Source organism: Vibrio sp. Vb1127, assembly GCF_033338735.1.
GTDB lineage: Bacteria > Pseudomonadota > Gammaproteobacteria > Enterobacterales > Vibrionaceae > Vibrio > Vibrio alginolyticus.
Map to the genome: position 1 here is coordinate 242,483 of NZ_JAWOTF010000001.1, position 22,484 is coordinate 264,966.

General features: G+C 42.0%; 18 protein-coding genes. 6 read left to right on the plus strand and 12 right to left on the minus strand.

The window, feature by feature from the left end:
- Positions 1-55: 55 nt before the first annotated feature.
- Complete coding sequence (locus R7H07_RS01145) at positions 56-370, minus strand: DMT family transporter (RefSeq protein WP_005376506.1); 315 nt, start codon at positions 368-370, stop codon at positions 56-58.
- A gap of 394 nt (positions 371-764) precedes the next feature.
- On the opposite strand from R7H07_RS01145, the gene R7H07_RS01150 reads away from it, so the two are divergent.
- Complete coding sequence (locus R7H07_RS01150) at positions 765-2,129, plus strand: endonuclease/exonuclease/phosphatase family protein (protein ID WP_206954164.1); 1,365 nt, start codon at positions 765-767, stop codon at positions 2,127-2,129.
- Positions 2,130-2,412: 283 nt separating this feature from the next.
- On the opposite strand, the gene R7H07_RS01155 is transcribed toward R7H07_RS01150, so the two are convergent.
- From R7H07_RS01155 to R7H07_RS01170, 4 genes are all read right to left on the minus strand, one after another.
- Positions 2,413-2,946 carry a DNA mismatch repair protein gene (locus R7H07_RS01155; RefSeq protein ID WP_206958810.1) on the minus strand — a complete coding sequence of 178 codons (534 nt, stop codon included), beginning with the start codon at positions 2,944-2,946 and terminating at the stop codon, positions 2,413-2,415.
- Entirely contained in the window at positions 2,940-3,326 is a 387-nt protein-coding gene (locus tag R7H07_RS01160) for an MAPEG family protein (protein ID WP_206958808.1), read from the minus strand. The genes R7H07_RS01155 and R7H07_RS01160 overlap by 7 nt, the downstream gene beginning before the upstream one ends.
- A gap of 209 nt (positions 3,327-3,535) precedes the next feature.
- Complete coding sequence (gene rarD / locus R7H07_RS01165) at positions 3,536-4,441, minus strand: EamA family transporter RarD (protein ID WP_104976592.1); 906 nt, start codon at positions 4,439-4,441, stop codon at positions 3,536-3,538.
- A 102-nt stretch (positions 4,442-4,543) separates the two neighbouring features.
- The gene (locus R7H07_RS01170) at positions 4,544-5,266 is read right to left on the minus strand and encodes a sulfite exporter TauE/SafE family protein (protein WP_005390054.1); all 723 of its coding nucleotides are present in this window, start codon (positions 5,264-5,266) and stop codon (positions 4,544-4,546) included.
- 444 nt (positions 5,267-5,710) lie between these two features.
- On the opposite strand from R7H07_RS01170, the gene R7H07_RS01175 reads away from it, so the two are divergent.
- Complete coding sequence (locus R7H07_RS01175) at positions 5,711-6,241, plus strand: prepilin-type N-terminal cleavage/methylation domain-containing protein (protein ID WP_206958806.1); 531 nt, start codon at positions 5,711-5,713, stop codon at positions 6,239-6,241.
- A gap of 49 nt (positions 6,242-6,290) precedes the next feature.
- Here the strand turns inward: R7H07_RS01175 and R7H07_RS01180 are convergent, their stop codons facing one another.
- A complete protein-coding gene (locus R7H07_RS01180) occupies positions 6,291-7,271 on the minus strand; it encodes a chemotaxis protein (RefSeq protein WP_025998672.1) in 981 nt (326 codons plus the stop codon).
- 683 nt (positions 7,272-7,954) lie between these two features.
- Here R7H07_RS01180 and R7H07_RS01185 point away from each other — a divergent pair.
- The gene (locus R7H07_RS01185) at positions 7,955-8,563 is read left to right on the plus strand and encodes a response regulator transcription factor (RefSeq protein WP_017821556.1); all 609 of its coding nucleotides are present in this window, start codon (positions 7,955-7,957) and stop codon (positions 8,561-8,563) included.
- Here the strand turns inward: R7H07_RS01185 and R7H07_RS01190 are convergent.
- From R7H07_RS01190 to R7H07_RS01210, 5 genes are all read right to left on the minus strand, one after another.
- Positions 8,560-9,447 (minus strand): LysR family transcriptional regulator, encoded by an 888-nt coding sequence (locus R7H07_RS01190; protein ID WP_025767842.1) that lies wholly within the window; start codon positions 9,445-9,447, stop codon positions 8,560-8,562. The genes R7H07_RS01185 and R7H07_RS01190 overlap by 4 nt on opposite strands.
- 157 nt (positions 9,448-9,604) lie before the next feature.
- Entirely contained in the window at positions 9,605-10,975 is a 1,371-nt protein-coding gene (locus tag R7H07_RS01195; RefSeq protein ID WP_005376517.1) for a GGDEF domain-containing protein, read from the minus strand.
- Between the two features lie 9 nt (positions 10,976-10,984).
- A complete protein-coding gene (locus R7H07_RS01200) occupies positions 10,985-11,581 on the minus strand; it encodes a response regulator transcription factor (protein WP_017635347.1) in 597 nt (198 codons plus the stop codon).
- Entirely contained in the window at positions 11,574-12,740 is a 1,167-nt protein-coding gene (locus R7H07_RS01205) for an EAL domain-containing protein (RefSeq protein WP_065275251.1), read from the minus strand. Before R7H07_RS01205 ends, R7H07_RS01200 begins: the two co-directional genes overlap by 8 nt.
- A complete protein-coding gene (locus R7H07_RS01210) occupies positions 12,724-16,389 on the minus strand; it encodes an ATP-binding protein (protein ID WP_206958804.1) in 3,666 nt (1,221 codons plus the stop codon). The genes R7H07_RS01205 and R7H07_RS01210 overlap by 17 nt, the downstream gene beginning before the upstream one ends.
- A gap of 447 nt (positions 16,390-16,836) precedes the next feature.
- Between R7H07_RS01210 and ylqF the strand changes: the two genes are divergently transcribed.
- Both ylqF and cqsA read left to right on the plus strand, forming a co-directional pair.
- Positions 16,837-17,781 carry a ribosome biogenesis GTPase YlqF gene (gene ylqF, locus R7H07_RS01215; RefSeq protein WP_065275249.1) on the plus strand — a complete coding sequence of 315 codons (945 nt, stop codon included), beginning with the start codon at positions 16,837-16,839 and terminating at the stop codon, positions 17,779-17,781.
- 337 nt (positions 17,782-18,118) lie between these two features.
- A complete protein-coding gene (gene cqsA, locus R7H07_RS01220) occupies positions 18,119-19,300 on the plus strand; it encodes an alpha-hydroxyketone-type quorum-sensing autoinducer synthase (RefSeq protein WP_017635350.1) in 1,182 nt (393 codons plus the stop codon).
- 103 nt (positions 19,301-19,403) lie between these two features.
- Here the strand turns inward: cqsA and R7H07_RS01225 are convergent, their stop codons facing one another.
- The gene (locus R7H07_RS01225; protein ID WP_065275248.1) at positions 19,404-21,449 is read right to left on the minus strand and encodes a response regulator; all 2,046 of its coding nucleotides are present in this window, start codon (positions 21,447-21,449) and stop codon (positions 19,404-19,406) included.
- 363 nt (positions 21,450-21,812) lie between these two features.
- Between R7H07_RS01225 and R7H07_RS01230 the strand changes: the two genes are divergently transcribed.
- Positions 21,813-22,430 (plus strand): HAD family hydrolase, encoded by a 618-nt coding sequence (locus R7H07_RS01230; protein WP_054577832.1) that lies wholly within the window; start codon positions 21,813-21,815, stop codon positions 22,428-22,430.
- Positions 22,431-22,484 lie beyond the last annotated feature (54 nt).

Consider the following 22,484-nt stretch of genomic DNA (forward strand, 5'->3'; position numbering starts at 1 on the left):
CGACATTTAGAAAAACAGCCAGAGTGACTCTGGCTGTTTTGTGTTTAGCCTAACGTTAAGCTGATATTTTTAACCCTGCGATACCAGCGACAATCATTAGCAAGCTTAAGGCTTTGATAAGTGTTGCTGGCTCATTGAACAGATAAATACTCACGACTGCCGTACCTATTGCGCCAATCCCTACCCATACTCCATAAGCAATGCCTAAAGGCAAGGTTCTTAACGCAATGCCAAGCAACCAAAAGCTCAATAACATAAAGACAATAGTGAATGCCGAAGCACCGAATTTGGTAAACCCTTGTGAATATTTAAGACCGACAGCCCATGCGATTTCACACAAGCCCGCAATGAAGAGAATTCCCCAAGCCATGTCACATTTCCCAACGAGATGGGGTCGTCCCCGAGAAAAGATAGAGCGGTGAGGTCGTCCTCACTTCTGATTGACTGCTTATTATATACGGAAATCTAAACATAAAAAATAAAACACGTCGATAAGCATACAACTCAAACATCTCATGCACGCTTAAATTCTACGCTTTTCTTTTTAACGGTGGCGGACTCTCTATTTCGCATCAATAACGACACCGTTTTTTAACAATTTACATATAACCTTCTGGTGTTGAAAGTGTTGCATTTATTGCACAAATCACACAAAAACTAATTGAACATGTAAATATGAAAACGTTTGTGTGACTAATATCGCTTAAAACAATGACTGATGACTTTAATATTCAGCCGAATTAATTATAAGGTATGACGTACCCATGAAAGCAATCAAAACCTCTATCGCTGTCCTTGTTGGCGCCGCTCTACTATCTGGATGTAATGACGATACTGAATACGTCAATGTCCAGCCTAAAGAAGTAAAAATAGCGACTTACAACCTCTCTTTTGACCGCGCTACCTTCGAAACTTTGGTAGATGAAATGCAAATTGAACCAACGCAGCAAGCTGCGTTGGTCACCTCTTATTTAGACGGTTCAATCGCAGCCGAAGACAAAACCACTGCGGAAAAAGTCATTCAAATTCGTAACGTTGCAGCAATCATTCAAAAGAATCGTCCTGATGTTCTTATGATGGCGGAATACAACAACGACGGAACAGGCGAAAACAAAGCAGCCATTGAAGGATTCCAGAAGAACTACTTGTCTGTCGCGCAAAGTATCGATGGCGCGGGCGGTGAAGCAAACCTTGAGCCTATTGAATACCCTTATGCTGAATCTTACTCAACTAATACAGGGTTGTTGAGTGAGTTTGATCTCGACAACAACGGAACCGCAGGTCAAATGCCAGGTGATGCATGGGGCTTTGGCATGTACCATGGTCAATATGCATTTGCCCTTATGTCTAAGTATAAAATTGACACAGCAAACACACGTACATTCCAAGCATTTAAATGGAAAGATATGGAAGGTGCGAAAATTCCAACCATTACTATCTGCGATGGTTCGCAAAAGATTCCAGACGGCATGAAGTGTGGTGATGAATGGTACTCAGCGGAAGAATGGGATCAAGTGCGTCTATCTTCGAAAAACCACGTTGACGCACCAATCATCATTCCAACTCGCAATGGCGAGGAAGTTGTACACTTGTTGATGTCTCATCCTACTCCACCAGTATTTGACACCGGTAAAAACAAAGCGCAAAACGCAGCAGAAGTGGAGTTTTGGCATCATTACATTCAAGGCAAAGACTACTTTTACGACGATGCGGGTAAAACAGGTGGCTTAACGAACGGCGCTAAATTCGTAATGATGGGTGATCAAAACCTTGATCCAGTGGCTGGTGACGGTATTAGCTCTGTAATGCAAGAGCTGCACAACGATCCATTGGTTAACCAAACCGTGATGAATGGTGAGCTTTACCCAACAAGCTTTGGTGCAGCTGAACACGCTGTTGACCGCAGTTCAACTCACTCATATCCGAATCGCATCACTTCAACGTTTGGCTTAGGGGTAGACTATGCCTTGCCTTCAGCAAATTTGAATGTAATAGACTCTGGTGTGTACTGGTCAGCGTCTTATGAAGAGGGCCGTAAACTATTTAACGATGCACGTATCGGTAAGTATGGTGATGGTAAGGATGTATCTTCCGACCATCGCATGATCTGGATTAAAGCACAGTTCTAGACTGCATAAAAAAAGCCAACCACAAGGAGTCGTGATTGGCTGTATATATTTGTGAACAAGATGGTTCACTAACAACGTCAGTTGGCTAGGTGACCCTCGGCTTAGAAAGGGTCACTCATACTAAAGCATGAGGCGTGCCAACTTTTCAGCGCACAAAAACAGGTTGTTATTTAATCACTTTCATTAAAACTTAACCAATAGCTACTGTTTGCTCACAGAATAAATTGCAATTTGCAAACCACCATTGGCATTTCGCAATAAACCTGATCTTTAGCTCTTGCTTTTATTGCTTCCTAGCTAAGTCGCGTGCAAGGATTAACGCAAGTCCGAATACTTGCAAGAAGAGTCCGATATTCTTGTACCAAGCGATCTTTTCATCCTGCTTTACCATTACCTCATTGAGCTCTACATTCTCAATGTAGTAATTATCGATGCGGTCTCTATACGAAGCTTGTGCCTGATTTATCTTTGACATTAGTTGAGGAAGTTGATCAATTTTTATTTCATCCGACTCGTTATGAACCCAAGAAGATAAATGCCCTGCTAATACCTCTTCTAGCTCTAAAGGTATCGCTACGCTCTGACTTATGTGCACATGCAGCAGTAAGGCTTCTCTTTTCCTTTCTAGGGTTTCCACACTGTTCCATGCGAGTTGGATGGAATACAAGTTTTCTGCTGTTTGCTCTGCGAGCTGCGAGTGCTGTTTACCCAACTTATCAAGGATTAAGCTAGTAACGATGATCGCGCCAATATTCAGTACTAATCCAATCAGAACGAGTACCCAAGGTGGTGGAATGTAACGTCGCAGACTTACCATAACTTATCGTATGGCAGGTAAATCATATTTAACACAACCAATGAAAGTATCACCAGAAATGTCACCTGCATCCCTCTAATGCGCTTTTTCAAGTCTTTTCTCAATATGCCTTTAGCATGAATAACTCGACCAATTACAAAAATAATACCGGTGAGATGTATCCATGTTGGGTAAGCACTATTGAATTCTAAAAGTGCCATTAAAATTAGGGTGATGGGGATATATTCTGTCGCATTGCTCTGGGCACTACGAGCAATTTGTAGAGCCTCTACCCCACCATCGGCATAAGCAATTTGATTTAAGCGACGTTGCTTAATTACTTGAACAGCCAACCAAATAATGAGTATTGCGAGAATGTTGGCATACAGAGCTGTGATCATATGTCGTCCTTCTTGATCTGGTTTTCACTAATATAAGCGTGTCACTTGGCTATAACTATAGCGGTATCATTATGATAATGCGTCAAATAATCTCAAGTTATGATTTCTATTCGGGCAAAAAACGAAAGCCAATGCTTCATGACATTAAAAATGCCCTCGAATGGAGGGCATAAGAATAAAGAAGCTAATATGTGAGAATATTGAAACCACTATAAGGGGTGTTTGACCAGCTTTTTGCGCCGATGCCCTTTGATAATACTTTCAAAAATTGTGAACAACAGCCCTACCCAAATAAATGCAAAGGTCACCGCTTTCACTTCGTCAAACAACTCGCCAAAAAACATAACTGCCAACACAAACTGCAAGCTTGGCTCGATGTATTGCATTAGACCGACGGTTGATAAATTAGTTATACGTATTGCGATAGAATAAAATACGAGTGGTAAAAGTGTGATAGGTGCACTGCCAAAATACAAAAGCAATGTTGTGGTATCTGTGCCCGAAGCCAGTTCGCCAGTTGCCCATTGTTTATAGAGCAAATAGGCGAGTGCAACTGGAGTCAGTAACAACGCCTCAACAAACAAGGTTGTACTCCAGTCATAATTTATCTTCTTCTTGTACAGCCCATACAAAGCAAAGAACAACCCCATCGTTAGTGCGATAACGGGCAGCTGACCATAGTGAATCACTTGGTACATAACACCAATTGTTGCCAGCACGATTGCAATAAGTTTGCCTTTTGAGAGCTTATCCCCAAGAATAAATACGCCCAGCGCAACAGATACTAATGGCCCAATAAAGAAGCCTAAGCTGGCATCGATGACCCGATGATGGGTCAAAGCCCAAGTGAACGCACTCCAAGAAATACACATCAAACTGCTCGCCACAAACGTGTACCACAAGGATTTTTTATCAAGCCAGATTTCTTTCCAATTCAGCCCTCGACGGGTTATCCCAAGTACAATTAGAAACCCGACAGGTACAGACCCAATGATTCGCCATGCTAGCAACTCATCCATAGAAGCATTTGGTAAATAACGATAATAAATTGGTAGCAATCCCCAGATCACAAAGGAGAATGCTGCCATAAAAGTGCCATAACGAGTGTTATTCATAAAACTATCGCCCATCTAAACGACCAATTTGGCGTAAGTAAACAAGTCCGCCATACATAAAAAGGAATGCAATCCCGCAGTGACTTTATGATGCAGATGGCATTATTGGCTCAACGCTTGTACGACGGCGGTAAAGCCACTCACAAAACACAACATAAGTGCCCCAAACCGAATCTTTTCTTTTGGTAACGACTGGGTAGTTTTCATTGCTAGCCAGTAACCAAGCGCCGCAGCAGGTAATAGAGGAATAGTAATGACCAAATGATGCAATGTGAAGAAGCCCACTGGGATTTGTACTATTAGTGAAATAATCGAACTGAAAACAAAAAAAGCCGATAAGTTGCCGCGTAACTGATTTGCTTCTTGATGCTGCAACAATAACGCCATCGGAGGGCCTCCAATCGCAGAACTGGTACCAAACAACCCAGAAAAGAAGCCAGCACATGTCATACGCGAAGGCGTAGGCTCAACCCGAAAAGGTAAAACACTCACCAAGACTGCAAACAGCACCAACAAACCAATCCAAAGCGTGAGAGTTTGTGTAGATACAAAAAAGAGTAGCAAGCCACCAGCAATTGATCCCGGCACTCGCCCAATCAACGCCATCTTTAAGCCGCCGATTTCAACACTACTGCGGTGCTTCATCGCATTCATCAACGAAATAAATAACGCGACTAAACAGATTGGCGCAGGAACATATTCTGGCGCCCAAAGAATCAGTAAAGGTGCGGCAACAATAGCCAAGCCAAAACCGATTGCGGTCTGGACATAAGAGCCAAGAAATATCAAACCTATTGCAAGGAAGTTTATCGAATCGAATTCCATTTAGATTATTCTTATATTTGAAAAATAAACACAAAACCAAAGCACATTCACATGATGAATACCTCAGGCATACTGCGATATGAATTCCGCGTAGCATTCATCAAAGTGAATAAAAAGACAATCCATTTGTGCGGTTCGCCCTCATTTGCATTTTGTATTTCATTCCGCTGATGTACATGTTTGCTTACATCGAAGAGGATTCATGCTCGCCTGTTCACGCAGCATTTCTTCAGCGGAATTAATGACCTCTTAAAATCTAGCAGAATTAGACCCGTGAATTCTCCATTGCATTTAATGGATTCAGTCAATTAGTGCGGCGTCGGTATAGCACTTTACAACTCACCTCTTTATACTACTGATCGATTTATCATTACCGTACTTATTTACACAATAAACAAGTGTACGGTCAGTGTTTTTCTACCTTTAACTTGCTGTGAAAATAATATGAAAAAACAAACGGGATTTACTCTAATAGAGTTAGTCGTAGTTATTGTCGTGCTCGGTATTCTTGCTGTCACTGCCGCGCCACGCTTTTTAAACCTTCAAAGTGATGCACGTGAAGCTCGTTTGGAAGGAATGAAAGGCGCTATTGCGTCAGCATTAGGCGTCGGTTATGGGAAAATGGCGATTGCGGGATTGGAAAGCAAGCCTTACGTTTCAAACTTCGTAGACAGTGCTTTAATTGCAGATTTACCATTTGACGGCTGTAATATTGGTGGTTCAAAGCGCTGTGTTTTTTTATATGGATATCCTGATTCTGATAGCGAATCGATGAAGTTACTCGTGCAAGGACTGAACGAAGAAGACTCGGATTGGAAAACATTTCATCACCCGGCTGGTTCAACAACTCGCGAAATGGTCATTGCTGCAGCCGACGAAAAAAGAGCTAGCCTTACACAATGTGGAATTTTATATGGGCCACCGCAGACTCCAAACGAGAGTTACACCTTAGATATTCTTCCCTGCCCTCAATAAAAATAAGGCTGCCAATCGGCAGCCTTATTTGTTTCATCTGATCGGTTTTTTACGCAAAGTTAAACACGTATTTATCCATCATATTCACCATGCGGCCAATCTCTGGCTTGGTAATCGTATCATTTGCGCCAAGAGATAGTGCTTTCGCTCGGTTATCCTCACTCATCAATGACGAGAACATAATGATCGGCATTTCATGAAACGCTTCGGTATCTCGTAGTCTCTTCACTAAGTGCATACCATCCATTCGAGGCATTTCTACGTCCGTAACCACCGCATCTAATAGCTCTTTAACTGGCAAGTTTTCTTCTTTCGCAACCTCGATCAAGCTCATCAACTTCTCATGCGCCTCACCACCGTCTTTACATGTGATCACATTGTAACCTGAAGAAGCTAATGTATCTTGGATCAAAGAGCGAATAAATGCTGAGTCATCCACCACCATGATCGTTTTAGCATTACGCTTACCGACCATTCTCTGGTTGAGATCCACCGACTTGTCCCCTTTCACATCGTATTTTTCCATACTCAGTTCTGGGTTGATGTCTGCGATGATTTTTTCAAAGTCGAGAATCATGATCAGGTTGCCTTCTTTACGGACAACGGCTACTACACAATCTTGTTCGCCCGCTTCCAAAAACTGACTTGGTGATTCCACATCATTCCAAGAGATACGATGAATACGCGAAATGCTGTCAATTAAGAAGCCATTGGTCATTTTGTTGAAATCCGTAACGATTACAAACTTGCGCTCCAGATCTTGTCGTGTTGGCACACCTAACCAACCAGCTAAATCCACTAAAGGCGTCAGTACATCTCTGGATGAGAACACACCAATCATATGAGGTTGTGCGTTTGGATAATCGGTTGTTTCTGGCACGCGAATCACTTCTCGTACTTTCGCAACGTTAATGCCGTAATAACAAGTTTTTGTGCTGCCATCTGGCAATGTTTTTTCTAAATGAAACTCGATGATTTCAAGCTCATTGGTACCACTTTCTGTCAAAATGGTGCTGGTTACGTTACTCATAAAGCCAATTATCCAACCAAAAATACGCATCAGAAAAGTTTGATGCAAACGCCATGAGAAGCCGTTCTCTGGCTAAAAATCCAAAAGTCCTTTGTAGTCGTTACAACAAAATTTGTAAACCATCAAAAGGACGGCTAACGCACATTTCCATACCAAACCATGTAAAATTGTCTCATTTTTGAACACGACATTATGAGTGGCCAAAGTGCGAATTAACACCTCCACTTTTAGCGGCAGAGTCAATGAAAAGTTTAGAAATAATTTGAAGTAATGTTCAGCGTCCATAGCCAAACCTATCTAACAGATATCATTACAAAGTTGGCTAGCGTGCTCATGCCTGGTGTAGAACACGCTCTCTTCAAGTGGCTTGGTATAAAACTGCGCTTGCTAACACACGGGTTTAAATCGAAGCGCTAGAAACATCACAAGAAAATCTGAAGGCGTAGAACACTGAAAGAGCACTTTCAGTTTGTTAATTTTTTGTCAGCGTAAGTTTTAAGCAATTATCCTATCACTAGGTATTTCAATACCTGACATCACTATTCCCATAATCAAGACACTGATTTTCACTTTTGGAAAGAGTCATTTTCCTTCCTCTTAGCAAGGTTTTTCCTACAATCCTATTCATCCAATTGCGCTGTCGCCTGACAGCACACTAGTTGATGTATTAGGTGAGGTTCACTTTGAATAATGTTCTTATTATCGACGCTCAACCATTGTATAGCGAAGCACTTGCTTCTCTAGTTGAATCTGTAATCAACGCAGCTGAAGTGATTCAAACCACTGACAGTGCGGAAGTGATGGATCTTGTCCGAGGCCAAAAGATTGATTTGATTATTCTAGACGTAGTGCTTGGCGACCGCGATGGTATGCGTTTAGCCAAAAACATTTTAGCGACGGGATATCGTGGCCGACTGTTATTTGTTTCTTCACGCGACTACTCGAGTCTTTCTAAAGCAGCGTACGAAATGGGCGCAAACGGCTTCTTAAGCAAACATGAAACAAGAGAGACCATTATCGACGCAATTGTGAGTGTTTCACGCGGTTACTCAATGTTTAAGTCGACTCACACACCATCGTCGGGTAACGTAACACTTTCAAATCGCGAAGCCATGGTGTTCCATTATCTTGTACAAGGCTACTCAAATAAGAAGATTTCTGAACAACTTTCACTCAGCGCTAAAACAATCAGCACCTACAAAACGCGTATTCTGAAAAAGTACCATGCGGACACGTTGATTGAACTTCTGCATACTATTCCTCAGTCAGAAAACATTGAGTTTTGCCGCTAAGCGCTCATGTATTTTGCAATAGCACCGATTAACAACTGGTGCATTGCATCATGTCTTAAGCTTTGCTTCACCTGTACAACCACTTTTGGCCAGCCATCTGGGTAAAAATGCTCTGGCACTCTTATAAATTTATATCCATCAATTGGCGCCTGATATTCAAGTAGCACGGTTGCGGCGCTTTTTTGCTTAATTAGCTTCAATACGCTGCTTACGTTGTCTAGAGCCGCAATACGGTTGATGACCATACCGTGGCTTTCCATTGCACGCTTAACGAGCTGCTCTTTCTCTTTCCAACCGATAATCTCTAACATGATAAAGGGAAGTTTGGCTGCTTCTTCTAGGGTGGTAATTCCCAGCTCTTCAGGGACAACTAACACAGCAGGCGCATAGCCGATGAACTTCTGATAAACAGATTTCGGAACATCCTCGTTGAAGTAATGTAATTGCGCATCCACTTTGCCTAGGATTATCTCTTCTATCGTATACTCTGTAATCGTTGCTATCGAAATGTGCGCCTTGGGAAACAGCGCCATTAAATCCATTGCAAGTAAATGCCCAAATGAGTATTGAGCGGTTTGCGGTAAACAAATGGTGATGTCTTTTTCGTAATTTTCCGGTTCAAACTCATCTCTAATTAGACAAGTTTCAAGCTTCTCGAGTGCATCGGAAATTTTAGGTAATTGACGTTTTAAATAGTCCGTCGGTTCCATGTGGTGAGGATGCCGAATAAACAATTCATCGTTTAGCTGGAGTCGCAATCGGGCAAGGTATTTGCTAATTGACGCTTCGCTCTTCCCCATCGCTTTCGCAACGGGCTTGAGCTGACGGTGCTTATCCAGTAAGACAAGTATTTTAAGTAAGTTTAAGTCGAGATCTTTGTTCACGTGCGACACCAAATGTAAGGTCGAGAATAAATAGAGCAATCACTATTTGTTGACTGCTCTAATATAAAAGACCACTCATTCTGTTTGGTCAAATTAATCAAACAGTTATGTCATGGTTATGTTCCGTAACTTAACATTGAGTCAATACTAGCGCTGCTTAATGGGACTTTTGTCTGTGTTTTTTCATCTCATAGAGATCTTCATCTGCACGTACAATAACGTCCTGAAGCGTTTCGTGTAATTCATTCGCTGCGATACCAGTACTCACACTAACTTCGATATCCAAGGTCTTTAGTCGGTTATCTTTAACGACACTACGAAGCTTCTTCGCCAATATTGAAGATTGACTGATACTGCAACCCGGCAGAATCGCAACAAACTCATCACCACCAGTTCGAACTAGATAATCACTATTTCGAAACACTTTAGACATAGCATCAGCAATAATCCCAATAACTTCGTCCCCTACATGATGACCGTAATGGTCATTGATTCGCTTGATCCTATCGCCATCTATTGCAATGACGGAATATGGCGCGGTTTCCAAACGACGTTTGAATTCGCTATCTTGAAAAACTCTGCGGTTAAACAATCCCGTTAAATCATCTTTCGTCACGTTCGTCAGTGCTTTCGCGAGGCGAAGTTTGCTCTCTTTAGATTCATAAGCTTTGTTGTAATACGCTAAGGTTACGAAAAAGAAGATGATAAACAAGAACACGTAATCCAATACAATTTTACTGAATGGGTACATGTAAACGATAAGATTGTTGTTGTCTGCGACATATGATTGGGTGTACGCGAATGATGGAAAGGGGTAGCCAGCGAAATAAATCACCATTTGCTTGTTCCCATTCGCTATTTGAACATCTACCGCTTTCCCATCATTGTAAAGCGGCGAGAGGTACAATTGTTCCGAGAACTCCCCCACTAACTCACCTTGAAAGTAAACCGGACTCATGATGCTTATCGCCATGTCGTCGGAGTATGTCGTTTTAAATGGTAGGGAAAACAATACCCGGTCCGTCAGTTGCTCTTTCCACGCAGCTAACACACAAGAATAATTACTTTTACACCAATCAACATCAAATGTGGCTTTCACTCCCTCTAGCGCTTCAATCGGTCTCTCTAAGATGAGTTTGTTTCCAGTATAAGAACGAAAATACATAACGGCATTTTGTCGATTGAACGCATTTGATAAATACGCTTCAGCCTGATGAAGCGATTTCCGTGCAACAGCTTCAACGTAATTGAGTTTTTCATAAGGTGACAGGGAGTAAATCGCATCTTGAAAGCTCAGCTCTGTTTGCGCTTCTACTTCACTCACGCTCATGCCTTTGTATTGCTCGAGCTGCGCTTCCGTCAATAACCCCATGAGAATCACTTTTTGTTTTATTTTGGCTAAATTATTCGCGTAAGTGTTGAACTGCTTTACTTCATAAGAAATTAACACCGCACCAATCATTGTGACAGAAGTGACGAATAGTAATGTTGCGATGAAAAGAGACAACGCGATACTTTTAAGTGTCATGATGCGGTCTTACGCCCCCGCCACTCTTGTTAGCTCAACAATGTTCTTTACGTTAAATTTATCCAATAGACGGCGTTTGTATGTGCTGACTGTTTTATCACTTATTGATAGCACTGAAGCGATTTCTCTATTGGACTTTCCTTGTAGTAAATACTTCATTACTGCACTTTCTCTGCTTGAAAGTTGTGGCATTTCTCGAACGCTGTTAACAACTTGCTTAAATTTGAAGAAGGTATACCCCTTCTCTACCGCTTCTATCGCGTCTTTAAGAATGTCGTGATTTTCCGATTTACACACATAGCCATCAGCGCCAGAACGAAAAGCCATTTGGCTGTACATTTGGCTAGTTTCAGCGGAGAAGAAAATGACTTTGCCTTCATAACCATGGGATTTGATACGTTTGTAGAAATCAAACCCATCGCAATCTGCCAAGTTCACATCTAAGATCAACAGTTGAATTTCTTCCTTTTTCAATATTTGTAATGCCATCTTCGCTGATGTTGCAGTAAATACCCCATTTGTTTTCCCTAACTCTTCCAACAACGACTTGATCGCAACACAAACGAGAGGATGATCGTCAAAGATCAAGTAATTCAATTTATTCATATCTTTCATTTAGTATGGTTATGGCTTCTAGTGGCATGGGTTTATCAATGTAAAAGCCTTGGCAAAGATCAATGCCATACTCACGTATCGCTTGCAATGTGACTTCGTCTTCAATACCTTCCGCGACCAGTCGTATATTCAAACTTTTCGCTAACGCGCAAATAGCAACAACGATGTTGCGTTTTTTGATGTCGCATTCGACACCTTGTACAAACGAACGATCGATTTTTAACTCGTTGAATGGCAGTTGAGCCAGTTTTTCAAACGTCGATGACCCCGTGCCAAAATCATCTATTGAGACAGTGACACCGTTCATCCTCAACTTGAGTAAATTCTTGTACAGGGACGCGCTAGTCTGAAATGTATCTCGCTCTGTAATTTCAATGGTGATTTGTGATGGGTCAATCTCGCTCTCTAAACATTGCTGTAAAAAGTAATGAGAGAACGCCGTATCTTCTAAATTTTCATGGTCTACATTGATGGATACGTTTTGCGTCAATCCTCGGTGTTTCATGTCATAGATAACATTACTCAATACAGCTTGAAACAACTCTCCTGAAAGGCGGCAACGCTCTACAATTGGCAAAAAATAATGAGGGGGTAACACACCATAAATAGGATGATTCCAACGCGCGAGCGCTTCATACCCAAGCACTTCCCCACTTTGCACATCGACTAAAGGCTGGTAATAATTTTTCACGCGCCCTTCAGCCAGAGCAAACAGGAATTCTTGATCTTCCACTTCAATAGGTTGCGCAAAGCTGACTTGTTTCGCTTTTTCATCTTTTATTTTACGTAACAAATCAACGACTTCATTTTCATCGTATGGCTTGGGTAGCTTCCCTAATACTTCAAAGCTAAATCCCTCGCACATGGCTCTTACCGCAGAAATAATGGTCAATTCCATGGCACTGACCAGTACAACTTGCCCCTGGTACTGGACTTCATCGAGCATTTCCATCATATCGATGCCGTCTTTTCCGGGCATTTGGATATCACAAAAAATTACGTCAAAATGTTGTTCCTGCACACTCTGAATAGCAGCATCCACACAGTTAAAGGGGATGGCTTGCGCGCAATAGCGATCCAATATTTGCGTGAGTATTGTGGTTTGTAGCGGATGGTCATCAATCACCATCACATTAAATTGTGTATTCATTTGTCTCTACCCAATAGTTTATGTTTTCGATCTCCTGCTCGATTCGTAAAATTAGCTCCGCTGTTCGCCTGTCAAACTCCGCAGCAGTAACTCGTTCTGCCTCAATACAAAGCTCAGCCAGCATGCTTACCCCTATCGCCCCAACCGCTCCTTTGATGCCATGAATGACCCGTTTTTTGTCTCGCTCAGTCGATGCGGCGTTTAAGTTTTTTATATCTGTAGACATTGATTGACTAAACACGCGCGCAATCTCTTTTGCGTCCTGTGCTTTGAACCGTTTAATCCAGCCGGGCAGCCTACCCCTCTCTTTTTCGCCAATAAATGGAATCAAAACGGTTTTTAATTGATTAAGGTCATAGGGCTTGTAGAGCACATCATCAATGCCGATATCCTGTGTACGTTCAATGGCAAGACGAGCATCTTCTGCTGTCACACCGATGATTGGAATTGCTTTAAATTCGGAGTTTTTCACGTGCCTAACAAGCTCATAGCCATCCATTTCTGGCATATGAAAATCGGTCAGCAGCAACACAACGTTTTCATCTTGGTTGATGTATTCCCATGCTTCGCGGCCGTTATTCACAATGACAGGTTCGATTCCAAGTTCATGAAGCTGCATTGCTATCACACTTTGGTTAATGGGATTATCTTCTGCGACCAGTACCGTGCCGAGAACCCAAGAAACCACTTCTTGATTTACGTCACTAAGCTTGGTTTCTTGCTGCGTTTGGCTGAGCAAATTGAACAATGTATCTGGATATTGAATCTCTCTTAGCGTAAGACTGCCAAGTACCCTTTGTTCGTCACGCAGCATTAGGCCATTAAAACTGGCATCGCTGTCGTGTATAGGGTGAAGGTTCGCCACCATTGTTTTTAACGTCGCTGGACGCATTTTCCACGCGTCACACCACTGGCGAACATTAAGTGGTAAGCTCTCGCTATACGTCCAGTTCAAACAAACGTCTGGCTCAGAGTCGCAATGCTCAATTGGCAGTCTGACGGTAATCGTCGTGCCCAAGCCAAATTGTGAATCGATGCAGAGCACGCCGCCCATGCAGTCGATCAATCGGTCAACAATGCTTAGCCCCAATCCAGTACCGCCATATTTACGCGTAATAGTGTCATCCGCTTGAACAAAAGGATTGAGAATGCCTTCGAGTTGGTCATCCGTCATGCCGATACCTGAATCTGCCACTTTCAAGATAAGCTGCTTTTCATGAAGAATGACACTGATTCCAACCTCGCCTTCCGCAGTGAATTTCACCGCATTGGAGAGTAGATTGGTGGTAATTTGCACCAATCGCAGCGCGTCGATTTCAATGAAAGCATTCGAAAATGGTTTGATTGTCACTTTGTAATCCAAACCTTTCGCGAGCGCTCGTGGTTCAAAGCTTCGAAACACATCGCACAAGGTTTTAAGCAAGTCAGTCTTAACTGGGGCGACGGTTAAGTGCCCTGCTTCTAACTTTGAATAATCCAGTACTTCGTCTACTAGCGTATTCAAATGATTGAGCGAGCGTATGGCTTGGGCAATTAACTCGCGATTTGAATCTGCCGTCACTTGGTGATTTAGAAGATCGAGGATGCCGTGCGCTGCCGACAATGGCGTTCTTAATTCGTGACTCATGGTTGCCAAAAAGTTTTCGCGCGCACGTACCGCGGTTTGCGCTTCTTTTTGCGCATCGATTAACGCCTGCTCACGTTCTTTTTGCTGGGTAATATCTTGAATAACAGTCAGTACAAACTTGTTCTTACCGCTAGGAGAAGCGATGACTTTGCGTTCTCGATATACATGTTTAATATCAAGTTCACAGCCCGATGAGGCAACCTCTTCTGAAACACGCTTTCCAGCAATAACAGTGGTCAGTTCATCAAAATTATTCACCAGAGGAGCGTGCGTAGAATCACTTTTCAACTTACATTGTTGGCACTGTTTACTGTTGTAGTTGGCACAATTACTCATCTCCATATGGTTATTTTCACTATGGATAAAAACCAAGCTATTGATCTCTTTGATTATGTCCATCAGCCATTGCTTTTCCGCTTCCTCATTGTCAGCATTAAATTCGGCTAACCTCACTTTAAGTCGCATGTGAGATAAGATGAAATACGCCGCAATTAACATGAGACAGAATATGAATGAACCAGCAACAACAAATGTAGCGATCTGCTCCGCGTCATAGCCATAAGTCAGTTTGAAGCTTCGGTGAGAACGCAGCAGTTTTTCGATCTCGTTAGAATCAATGGTTTCGATGATGCTGTTCAACATGTGTTGAAGTTGTGTATTGTGGTTTGCAACCGCAAATGCATTAGAGAACGTCAAAACGTCCTCCGCATTGATCACCAAGCCATCGACTTGATCTTGTGCAATCATGTTGTGAACGATGTCGTCAGGAATGTAAGCCACATCCAAAACGCCCGATTTCAAATCGGTAAGCAGCTTTTTCAAATCATCATAATGATCAACTTGGCCTTGCTGCCAAGTGCCCAAATGAACTAACCCTTGCTTTTTCAAAGTGAGCAGAATACCCGCTTCTTTCAGTGCAGATTTATCGCGCTTGCTCTGCTCCGCTTGGATAGCCACGTAATTACTGTGCATGAATGGTTTAGTGAACAACCAGTCTGACTTAGGTAGATCACCCACATAAGAGATGGGGACTATATCGGCATCAAATGCCGTTAATCCATTGGAAAGGCTCGACGTCGGTTTCACATACTTAAAGCTCAAGCCAGTACGAGACTGCAATAAGTCGATGAAGTCTGGAAAGAAACCGTCTAACTCACCCGTTTGCGAATCTCGGTAGAGAAACGGATAAGCTTCGTCACTGCTGCTGTAAGTTATCACTAGTTTGTTTTGATGATTACGTCGGTAATCTACCAATAACTTATCACTGATATGGTAAGGATTTTTCGAGGCGACGGAGCGAATGTTTTTTCCATTTTGCTCCCACTGAAGGATTTTGTTGATGTCATCGATCAGACGTTGTTTGTCCAACGAAGCGATAAAACTCACCTCTTCGTTTTTCAACCAACTGGGAATATCGACAACCCCTTTTACAATGTCATTCAAATCCAAATATTGGGTAATACCAACATAAGTGTAAATCAGCGCGTTCGCTTTACCTCGCTTAACTTCATTAAACGCCTCTAAACGTGTTTTAACGTAATGTATCTTATCGATACCGCGTTCAGTGAGGTTGTCACAATATACACTGCCCTCAACACACACCCATTTAAGATCACGCGCATCACTATCTCGGTAAGTGGCATTCCGATACCAAACAGCGATAGTGCTCGAAAAAAAAGGCATCGAAAACAAGAAACGCTTTTCTCTTGCTGCTGTTTTACTAAATCCAACCGCACCATCAATCCTCTTGCTTTCGACATCCGCAAGTAAAGACGGAATATGCTTGTAAGTCCGAAGTTCTAACTCATAATCCAAAGCTTTAGTAATGTTAGACAAATACTCAAGACTAATTCCGTACGAAGGACCAACGCTACCGTCAAACGAGTCTTTAGCTTCGTCTTGCGCAATAACACCAACGATGACCTTCGGTTTAGGACTCTGTTTGGCAGTTGAGCAAAAAGAACTCGCTAAAAAAATTAAGGCGACGGACGATACCGTAATACTTCTAAGAATACTGAGCATGACTGCTTCCTCTGAATGGAAGCTCAGACTAGTTTTTGTCAGATAAAAGTCAAACTTCGCTCAATAGCGAAATAAAAATAAAGCTTTGATATAAAACCAAAAAACCAAAATTCGTCAGAACAATCTGACAACACAATCCACCTTTGACTACACAGTGTTTGCGTTCGGTCTCTCACCCAGACGGATATTCACTGCGAGTCGGTATACATAAGGGATGTGTGCTTTTAGGTTTGCACGCCATAGCTTTTTACTTTCATCTTGAATGATTCATCATCATTCCATGATAAACTGGCGTATTAACATGAAAGAAAGCTCAACTCCGCGGTTTCGAGCAGCTTGAAGTAAACACAGTTTTAGAAAATGCGTTCTAGTATTGTGTCACTCAAGATTCACATTGCTACTTTTACAACCGCTGGAGCATTAGAAAAATTAAGGTATTAAATTCAAATGGTTAATAACTCAATCCAGTGGTTTCCTGGCCACATGCACAAAGCACGTAAAGAGATCGAAGAAGCAATCCCTCAAGTGGATGTGATCATCGAAGTACTGGATGCTCGTATTCCTTTCAGTAGTGAAAACCCTTTGATTTCTCAAATCCGTGGTGACAAACCTGTCGTTAAAGTTTTGAACAAACGTGATTTGGCCGATCCAGAATTAACTCAACTGTGGATTGAGCACTTGGAGCAAGAGCAACATGTAAAAGCAATGGCGATCACGACTTCTGAACCACAAGAAGTGCATCGAATCATGGAGCTTTGCCGCAAACTTGCCCCACACCGAGAAGAAATTGGTAAAAACATTCGCACCATGATCATGGGCATCCCAAACGTTGGAAAGTCGACGATCATTAACGCCCTCGCAGGTCGAACAATCGCTGTAACAGGTAACCAACCCGCGGTTACACGTCGTCAACAACGTATCAACCTGCAAAATGGCATCGTATTATCTGATACTCCAGGAATTTTATGGCCAAAAGTGGAAAATCCACACAGTGGCTTCCGCCTTGCGGCTACCGGCGCGGTAAAAGATACAGCGATGGAATATGACGAAGTCGCATTCTATACCATTGAATACCTAGCAGCTCATTATGCAGACAAGCTTAAAGAGCGTTATCAAATTGAAGAGCTTCCAGAATCAGATATCGAGATCATGGAAGAAATTGGTCGTCGCCGCGGTGCACTACGTGCAGGTGGACGTGTTGACTTGCACAAAGTATCAGAGATCTTATTGCACGAACTTCGTCAAGGCACTTTGGGCCAAATTACATTAGAACGCCCAGAAATGATCACTCAAGAACTGATTGAAGTCGAGATTGAAACCGCCCGTAAAGAAGAAGAGAAAGCGAAGCGTAAAGAAGAGCGTCGTAAGCGCTATTTACGTAATAAGCGATAAGCTTGTCTCTTATCTACTCATGTTTCAAGGCGCGATTTTCGCGCCTTTTTTGTTATCTAATGCGCCCATTTTTTTCACTTTTCAAACTTTATATTCCTCATCCAAAATCCCAGATATGAAGCACGAAAAAACACCGAAAAATCGCCGTATAAACTTTAAGCACAAACTAGTTTAGACCCCGGGCCCCTATAGAGTTACAGCCACCATCCAACCCTCAAATGTCGAGTTTGCAAGGGTCTGCAAACTTATGCAACCTGGTTAGTGACACTCTCCCCAAAATCCGCAATATGAATAAGTGTCAGCGCTGGCGTTTTTCCATATGAAGAAGAGATTTATTATGAGTGAAACTATACAAAGCAAACCACTTCCCTCCTTTATCGAGGAACGCCTAGATTTTTATATTCAAGATCTAATCGAACCGAATGAGAACAAAAAACACCTTGTTCTTGGTAAACGCCCACCGTGTAATGCCGTTGTCCTGCAAAGCAATGATTACCTTGCACTGTCTCATAATAAGGAGATTCAAAACGCGCATCGTGATGCGATTTCCCAGCACGATGACAACGTCGTGATGTCCGCGATTTTCTTACAAGACGATGAATCGAAACCTGTATTTGAAACGCAACTAGCCAGTTTCGTTGGTATGCCTAGTTGTCTACTTTCTCAATCTGGTTGGGCTGCGAATGTCGGTTTATTGCAGACTATTTGTGCACCGAACATACCTGTGTACATTGATTTCTTTGCACATATGTCTTTGTGGGAAGGCGCACGTATTGCCGGAGCACAAATTCATCCGTTCATGCATAACAACACCAGTCACCTAAGAAAACAGATTTCACGTCACGGTTCAGGGATCATTGTTGTGGATTCGGTTTACAGCACTATCGGGACCATCGCTCCTCTACGTGATATCTACGAAATAGCACAGGAGTTTGACTGCGGCCTGGTTGTAGATGAATCACACTCTTTAGGTACACACGGTCCACAAGGTGCGGGGATACTGCAGGGTCTTGGCTTAACTCATAAGGTAGATTTTATTACCGTTAGTCTTGCCAAGACATTTGCTTATCGTGCTGGCGCGATTTTAGGCCCAGAAAAACTGGCGAAGACGCTTCCATTTGTGGCGTACCCTGCAATATTTAGTTCTACCGTATTACCGCAAGAGATCATTCGGCTAGAGAAAACACTGGACGTCATAAGAAAATCAGATGATAAGCGAGATATTCTGTTTGAAAGAGCCAAGTCTTTAGCCGTTGGTTTAAAACGCATTGGATTTACTATTCGCAGTGAATCACAAATTATCGCATTAGAATGTGGTAACGAGAGAAACACTGAGCGAGTCCGCGACTTTCTCGAAGAGCGAAATGTTTACGGCGCAGTGTTTTGCCGCCCTGCAACTGGAAGGAACAAAAACATCATCCGTTTTTCAGTCAATGCAGACATGACAGCTGCTGAAGTTGATCATGTACTCACTGTCTGCCAACAAGCATTTGCACACCCTGACTTAGAGTTTGTGTAAGTTAGTGTGTAGATAAAACTAAAGAGCTCAACAGTTTTGCTGAGCTCTTTATTCGTGTTATTCGTTGTGAGCAACTCGCCTCAAGAAAACAAGTCGCGAATGATTAGATCCAGTTTGCGATTTTATCGAACAAACGATTTTTATCCGCCGGTTTTACGATGAAGTCAGACATACCCGAAGACCCAATTTTGTCCAACGTGACAGGTGAACTATCCCCTGTATGTGCAATAATAGGTACCGACGCATAGTTTTTATCCGAGCTTCGAATTCGCCTAGACGCTTCTACACCATCCATAATTGGCATTTCGATATCCATCAGAATGAGATCAACATCTTCTTGCTCTAGTGTATCCAGAGCCTGCTGCCCGTCTTCTTTCTGAATCACTTCAAAGCCTTGCTTTTCAAGTAACATTGCCGTGAATTTACGCAAAGATTCATTATCATCCACGACCATAATTGTGCGCTTATTTGAATTATCTAACGTCACCGAGGCCGTTGGTGTCGGTACATAGCTTGAATCATATAAGAGACGCTCAATAGTTGGTTTAGTATTCAATAACCAGGCTTGCGTTTCGATCCAAATAGGTTCATATGCAGCCTTACGTGCTCTCTGAGTCGGATGATGCTCAAAAAGATAAACTATGCGTGCTTCAGTGAAAGACAAGAGAGATTCTAATCTATCCAATTGGTTTGCTCTTGGATCTAAGCTCTCAAGATCGATAAAAATCAGATCGAATTCGAACTCGTACTCTTTCTTTTTGAGTACTTGGTTGGCATCTAAAATCGTCGAGTCAAAGCCCATAAAACGGCTAATATCTGTTACTTTAGACACCAAGATATCTTGGCTAGTCACCGTTAGAATGGTTTTGAGTTTAGTCAGATCGTTTTTGATTTCAGTAACGGTATCAGATGTCGTTAGTGGGAAAGTTAACGTAAATTGAGACCACTCCCCTAACTGAGATTGACACTCAATGTTCCCCCCAAATGAACGCATGACTTTTTTACAAAACGGTAGACCCAAACCATAACTTCCTGATTTGCCAGTGGTGTAAAAGTCTTGAAAGATATTGCGTAGAACATCAGGAGCAATGCCAGCACCATTATCGGTTACAACAATTTGATTAAAGCGTTCTGAACTTATCATGGATACATGTATGTGAAAATCTTCAGATTTACGGTGATGGAAGGCATTCTTGAAGAGGTTATACATAACGTATTTAAGTAATGTATCACTACCTAGAAACTCAAACTCACTTCTCGCATCCAGCGATATGGCAAACCGATCAGTGGCACGTTTATAACTGAAGCTTTCAATTGCCTGTTCAACGACCGAGTGAACTGAATATTTTTTGAAGCTAGAACGAGAAACTCGATTTTCATCAATCGAAGTTAGCAATAAATCGATGGTTTCATTACCCGATTGGATAATGTTCATTGCATCCTGACTCACTTCACGTAATAAGGTGACATCCTCTACACTCATGACGTACTGCTCTTTTCCTGCCTCTTTCATGTTGGGCAAGATCGACTGGATAACATCTATTGAAGTGCAAAGCCCACTCAACGGGTTACGCATTTCATGTGCGATCCCTGCCCCGAATGATTTTGCCAGCGAGACTTTCGCTTCATGTTCAACTTGGTTACGAAAATAGAACAAATTACCGAAGACATAAATAAACAGAAAGATTGGCACATGAGTCCAATCCATGGTCAAGTCAAGATGGAACCCTTTTGCAACCCAAGCGAAGAATGTTGCTAAACCTATCCCAGCAAAGGTTTGAGCAAACATGACCCTAGTAACATGAACCAGTAAAATGTGTAAGAAAATTGCAGACATAAACGACATAACCCATACATTGGACCAGTCATTCATCAGTAACATATAAAAAAAGAAAAACGGTAAGCACAGCGTTATCGTCACTTGGTAGTAAATAGGAACATAATCTCTCCAAGTCGATGATAAGCGGTTTCTAAAAATGATGCCGAAAAACAATAACGAGCAAAACAATCTAAGAGATAAATTTTCATAAGCCTGTGGAAAGGCAAACTCCCAGACAAAGTAGTACAGCGGAAAGCCAAGAAACCCCATCCAGCCAACGAGAGTTAGGTTTGGTTCTGCATATTGATAAACCTTACGTATCGAGTCCATATAATCTGTTTTGCTTACTCCGCCTGACGCACAATAGTGTGATTTTGATTCACTTTTATCGTTTTATTATTAACTAATTATATATTAATCATCATTTATAAGCAGCGCGAAATGACGTAAACAGCTCGCAATACTTATCTTTAGTTTCAATCTTTTAAGACAGCTACACTTGATTTACAACCAAATAAACAAAGTTGCATATAGTTTAGTGCAATTTTGCGATAATCGCTCTGTATCCAATTGGATGTTAATCTCATTTTGTGTAAGAAACTTAAGTCGCGCCTTTGGCACGACTTTCCAACGATTCAAAAACAGCACTCACCGCATATAGCGTGGTGAAGAACAATTGGCTTGGGGTGTGTTATGAATTCTGTCCAGATAAAAAATGTCATTTTTGATGTAGGTAATGTGTTGGTACGCTGGTCTCCAGTAGAAATCGTTCGCTTAACATTTGGTGGTTCCGTAGAATCAGAGAAAATGGCTCAGATGCTATTTTCATCACAAATCTGGAAAGATTTAAATAAAGGGACGATCTCCGAAAGGGAAGCAAAACAGCGTTATCAACGTGAACACCAAGTAACGACGGAAGAAATGGACCGCTTCTTTTATTATGTAAAACACACTCAAATACTACTTTACGGCAGTATAGAGCTGTTAAAACGAGTAAAAAGTGCCAGATATGGCGTATATGCGCTCACAGACAACATCAACGAAATTGTGGAACATCTTCGTACTACCTATGAGTTTTGGCCACTGTTTGATGGAGCAATCATCTCTTCTGAAGTTCAATTACTAAAACCACAAGCGGAGATCTACCAAACTCTACTTTCAAATTATCAGCTTAACCCCGAAGAGACAGTATTTATTGATGACATGCCTTACAATGTTGAAGGTGCCCGAGCAGTTGGCATGGCTGCTATTCAGTTTGAAAATGCTCAGCAATGTGAGCTCGAACTAAAAGCCATGGGGGTTAACTTCTAGAAAGCTTTTAATAAAACATAACGTTAGGGTGCATAAACAAAAAAGAGCAGTGTT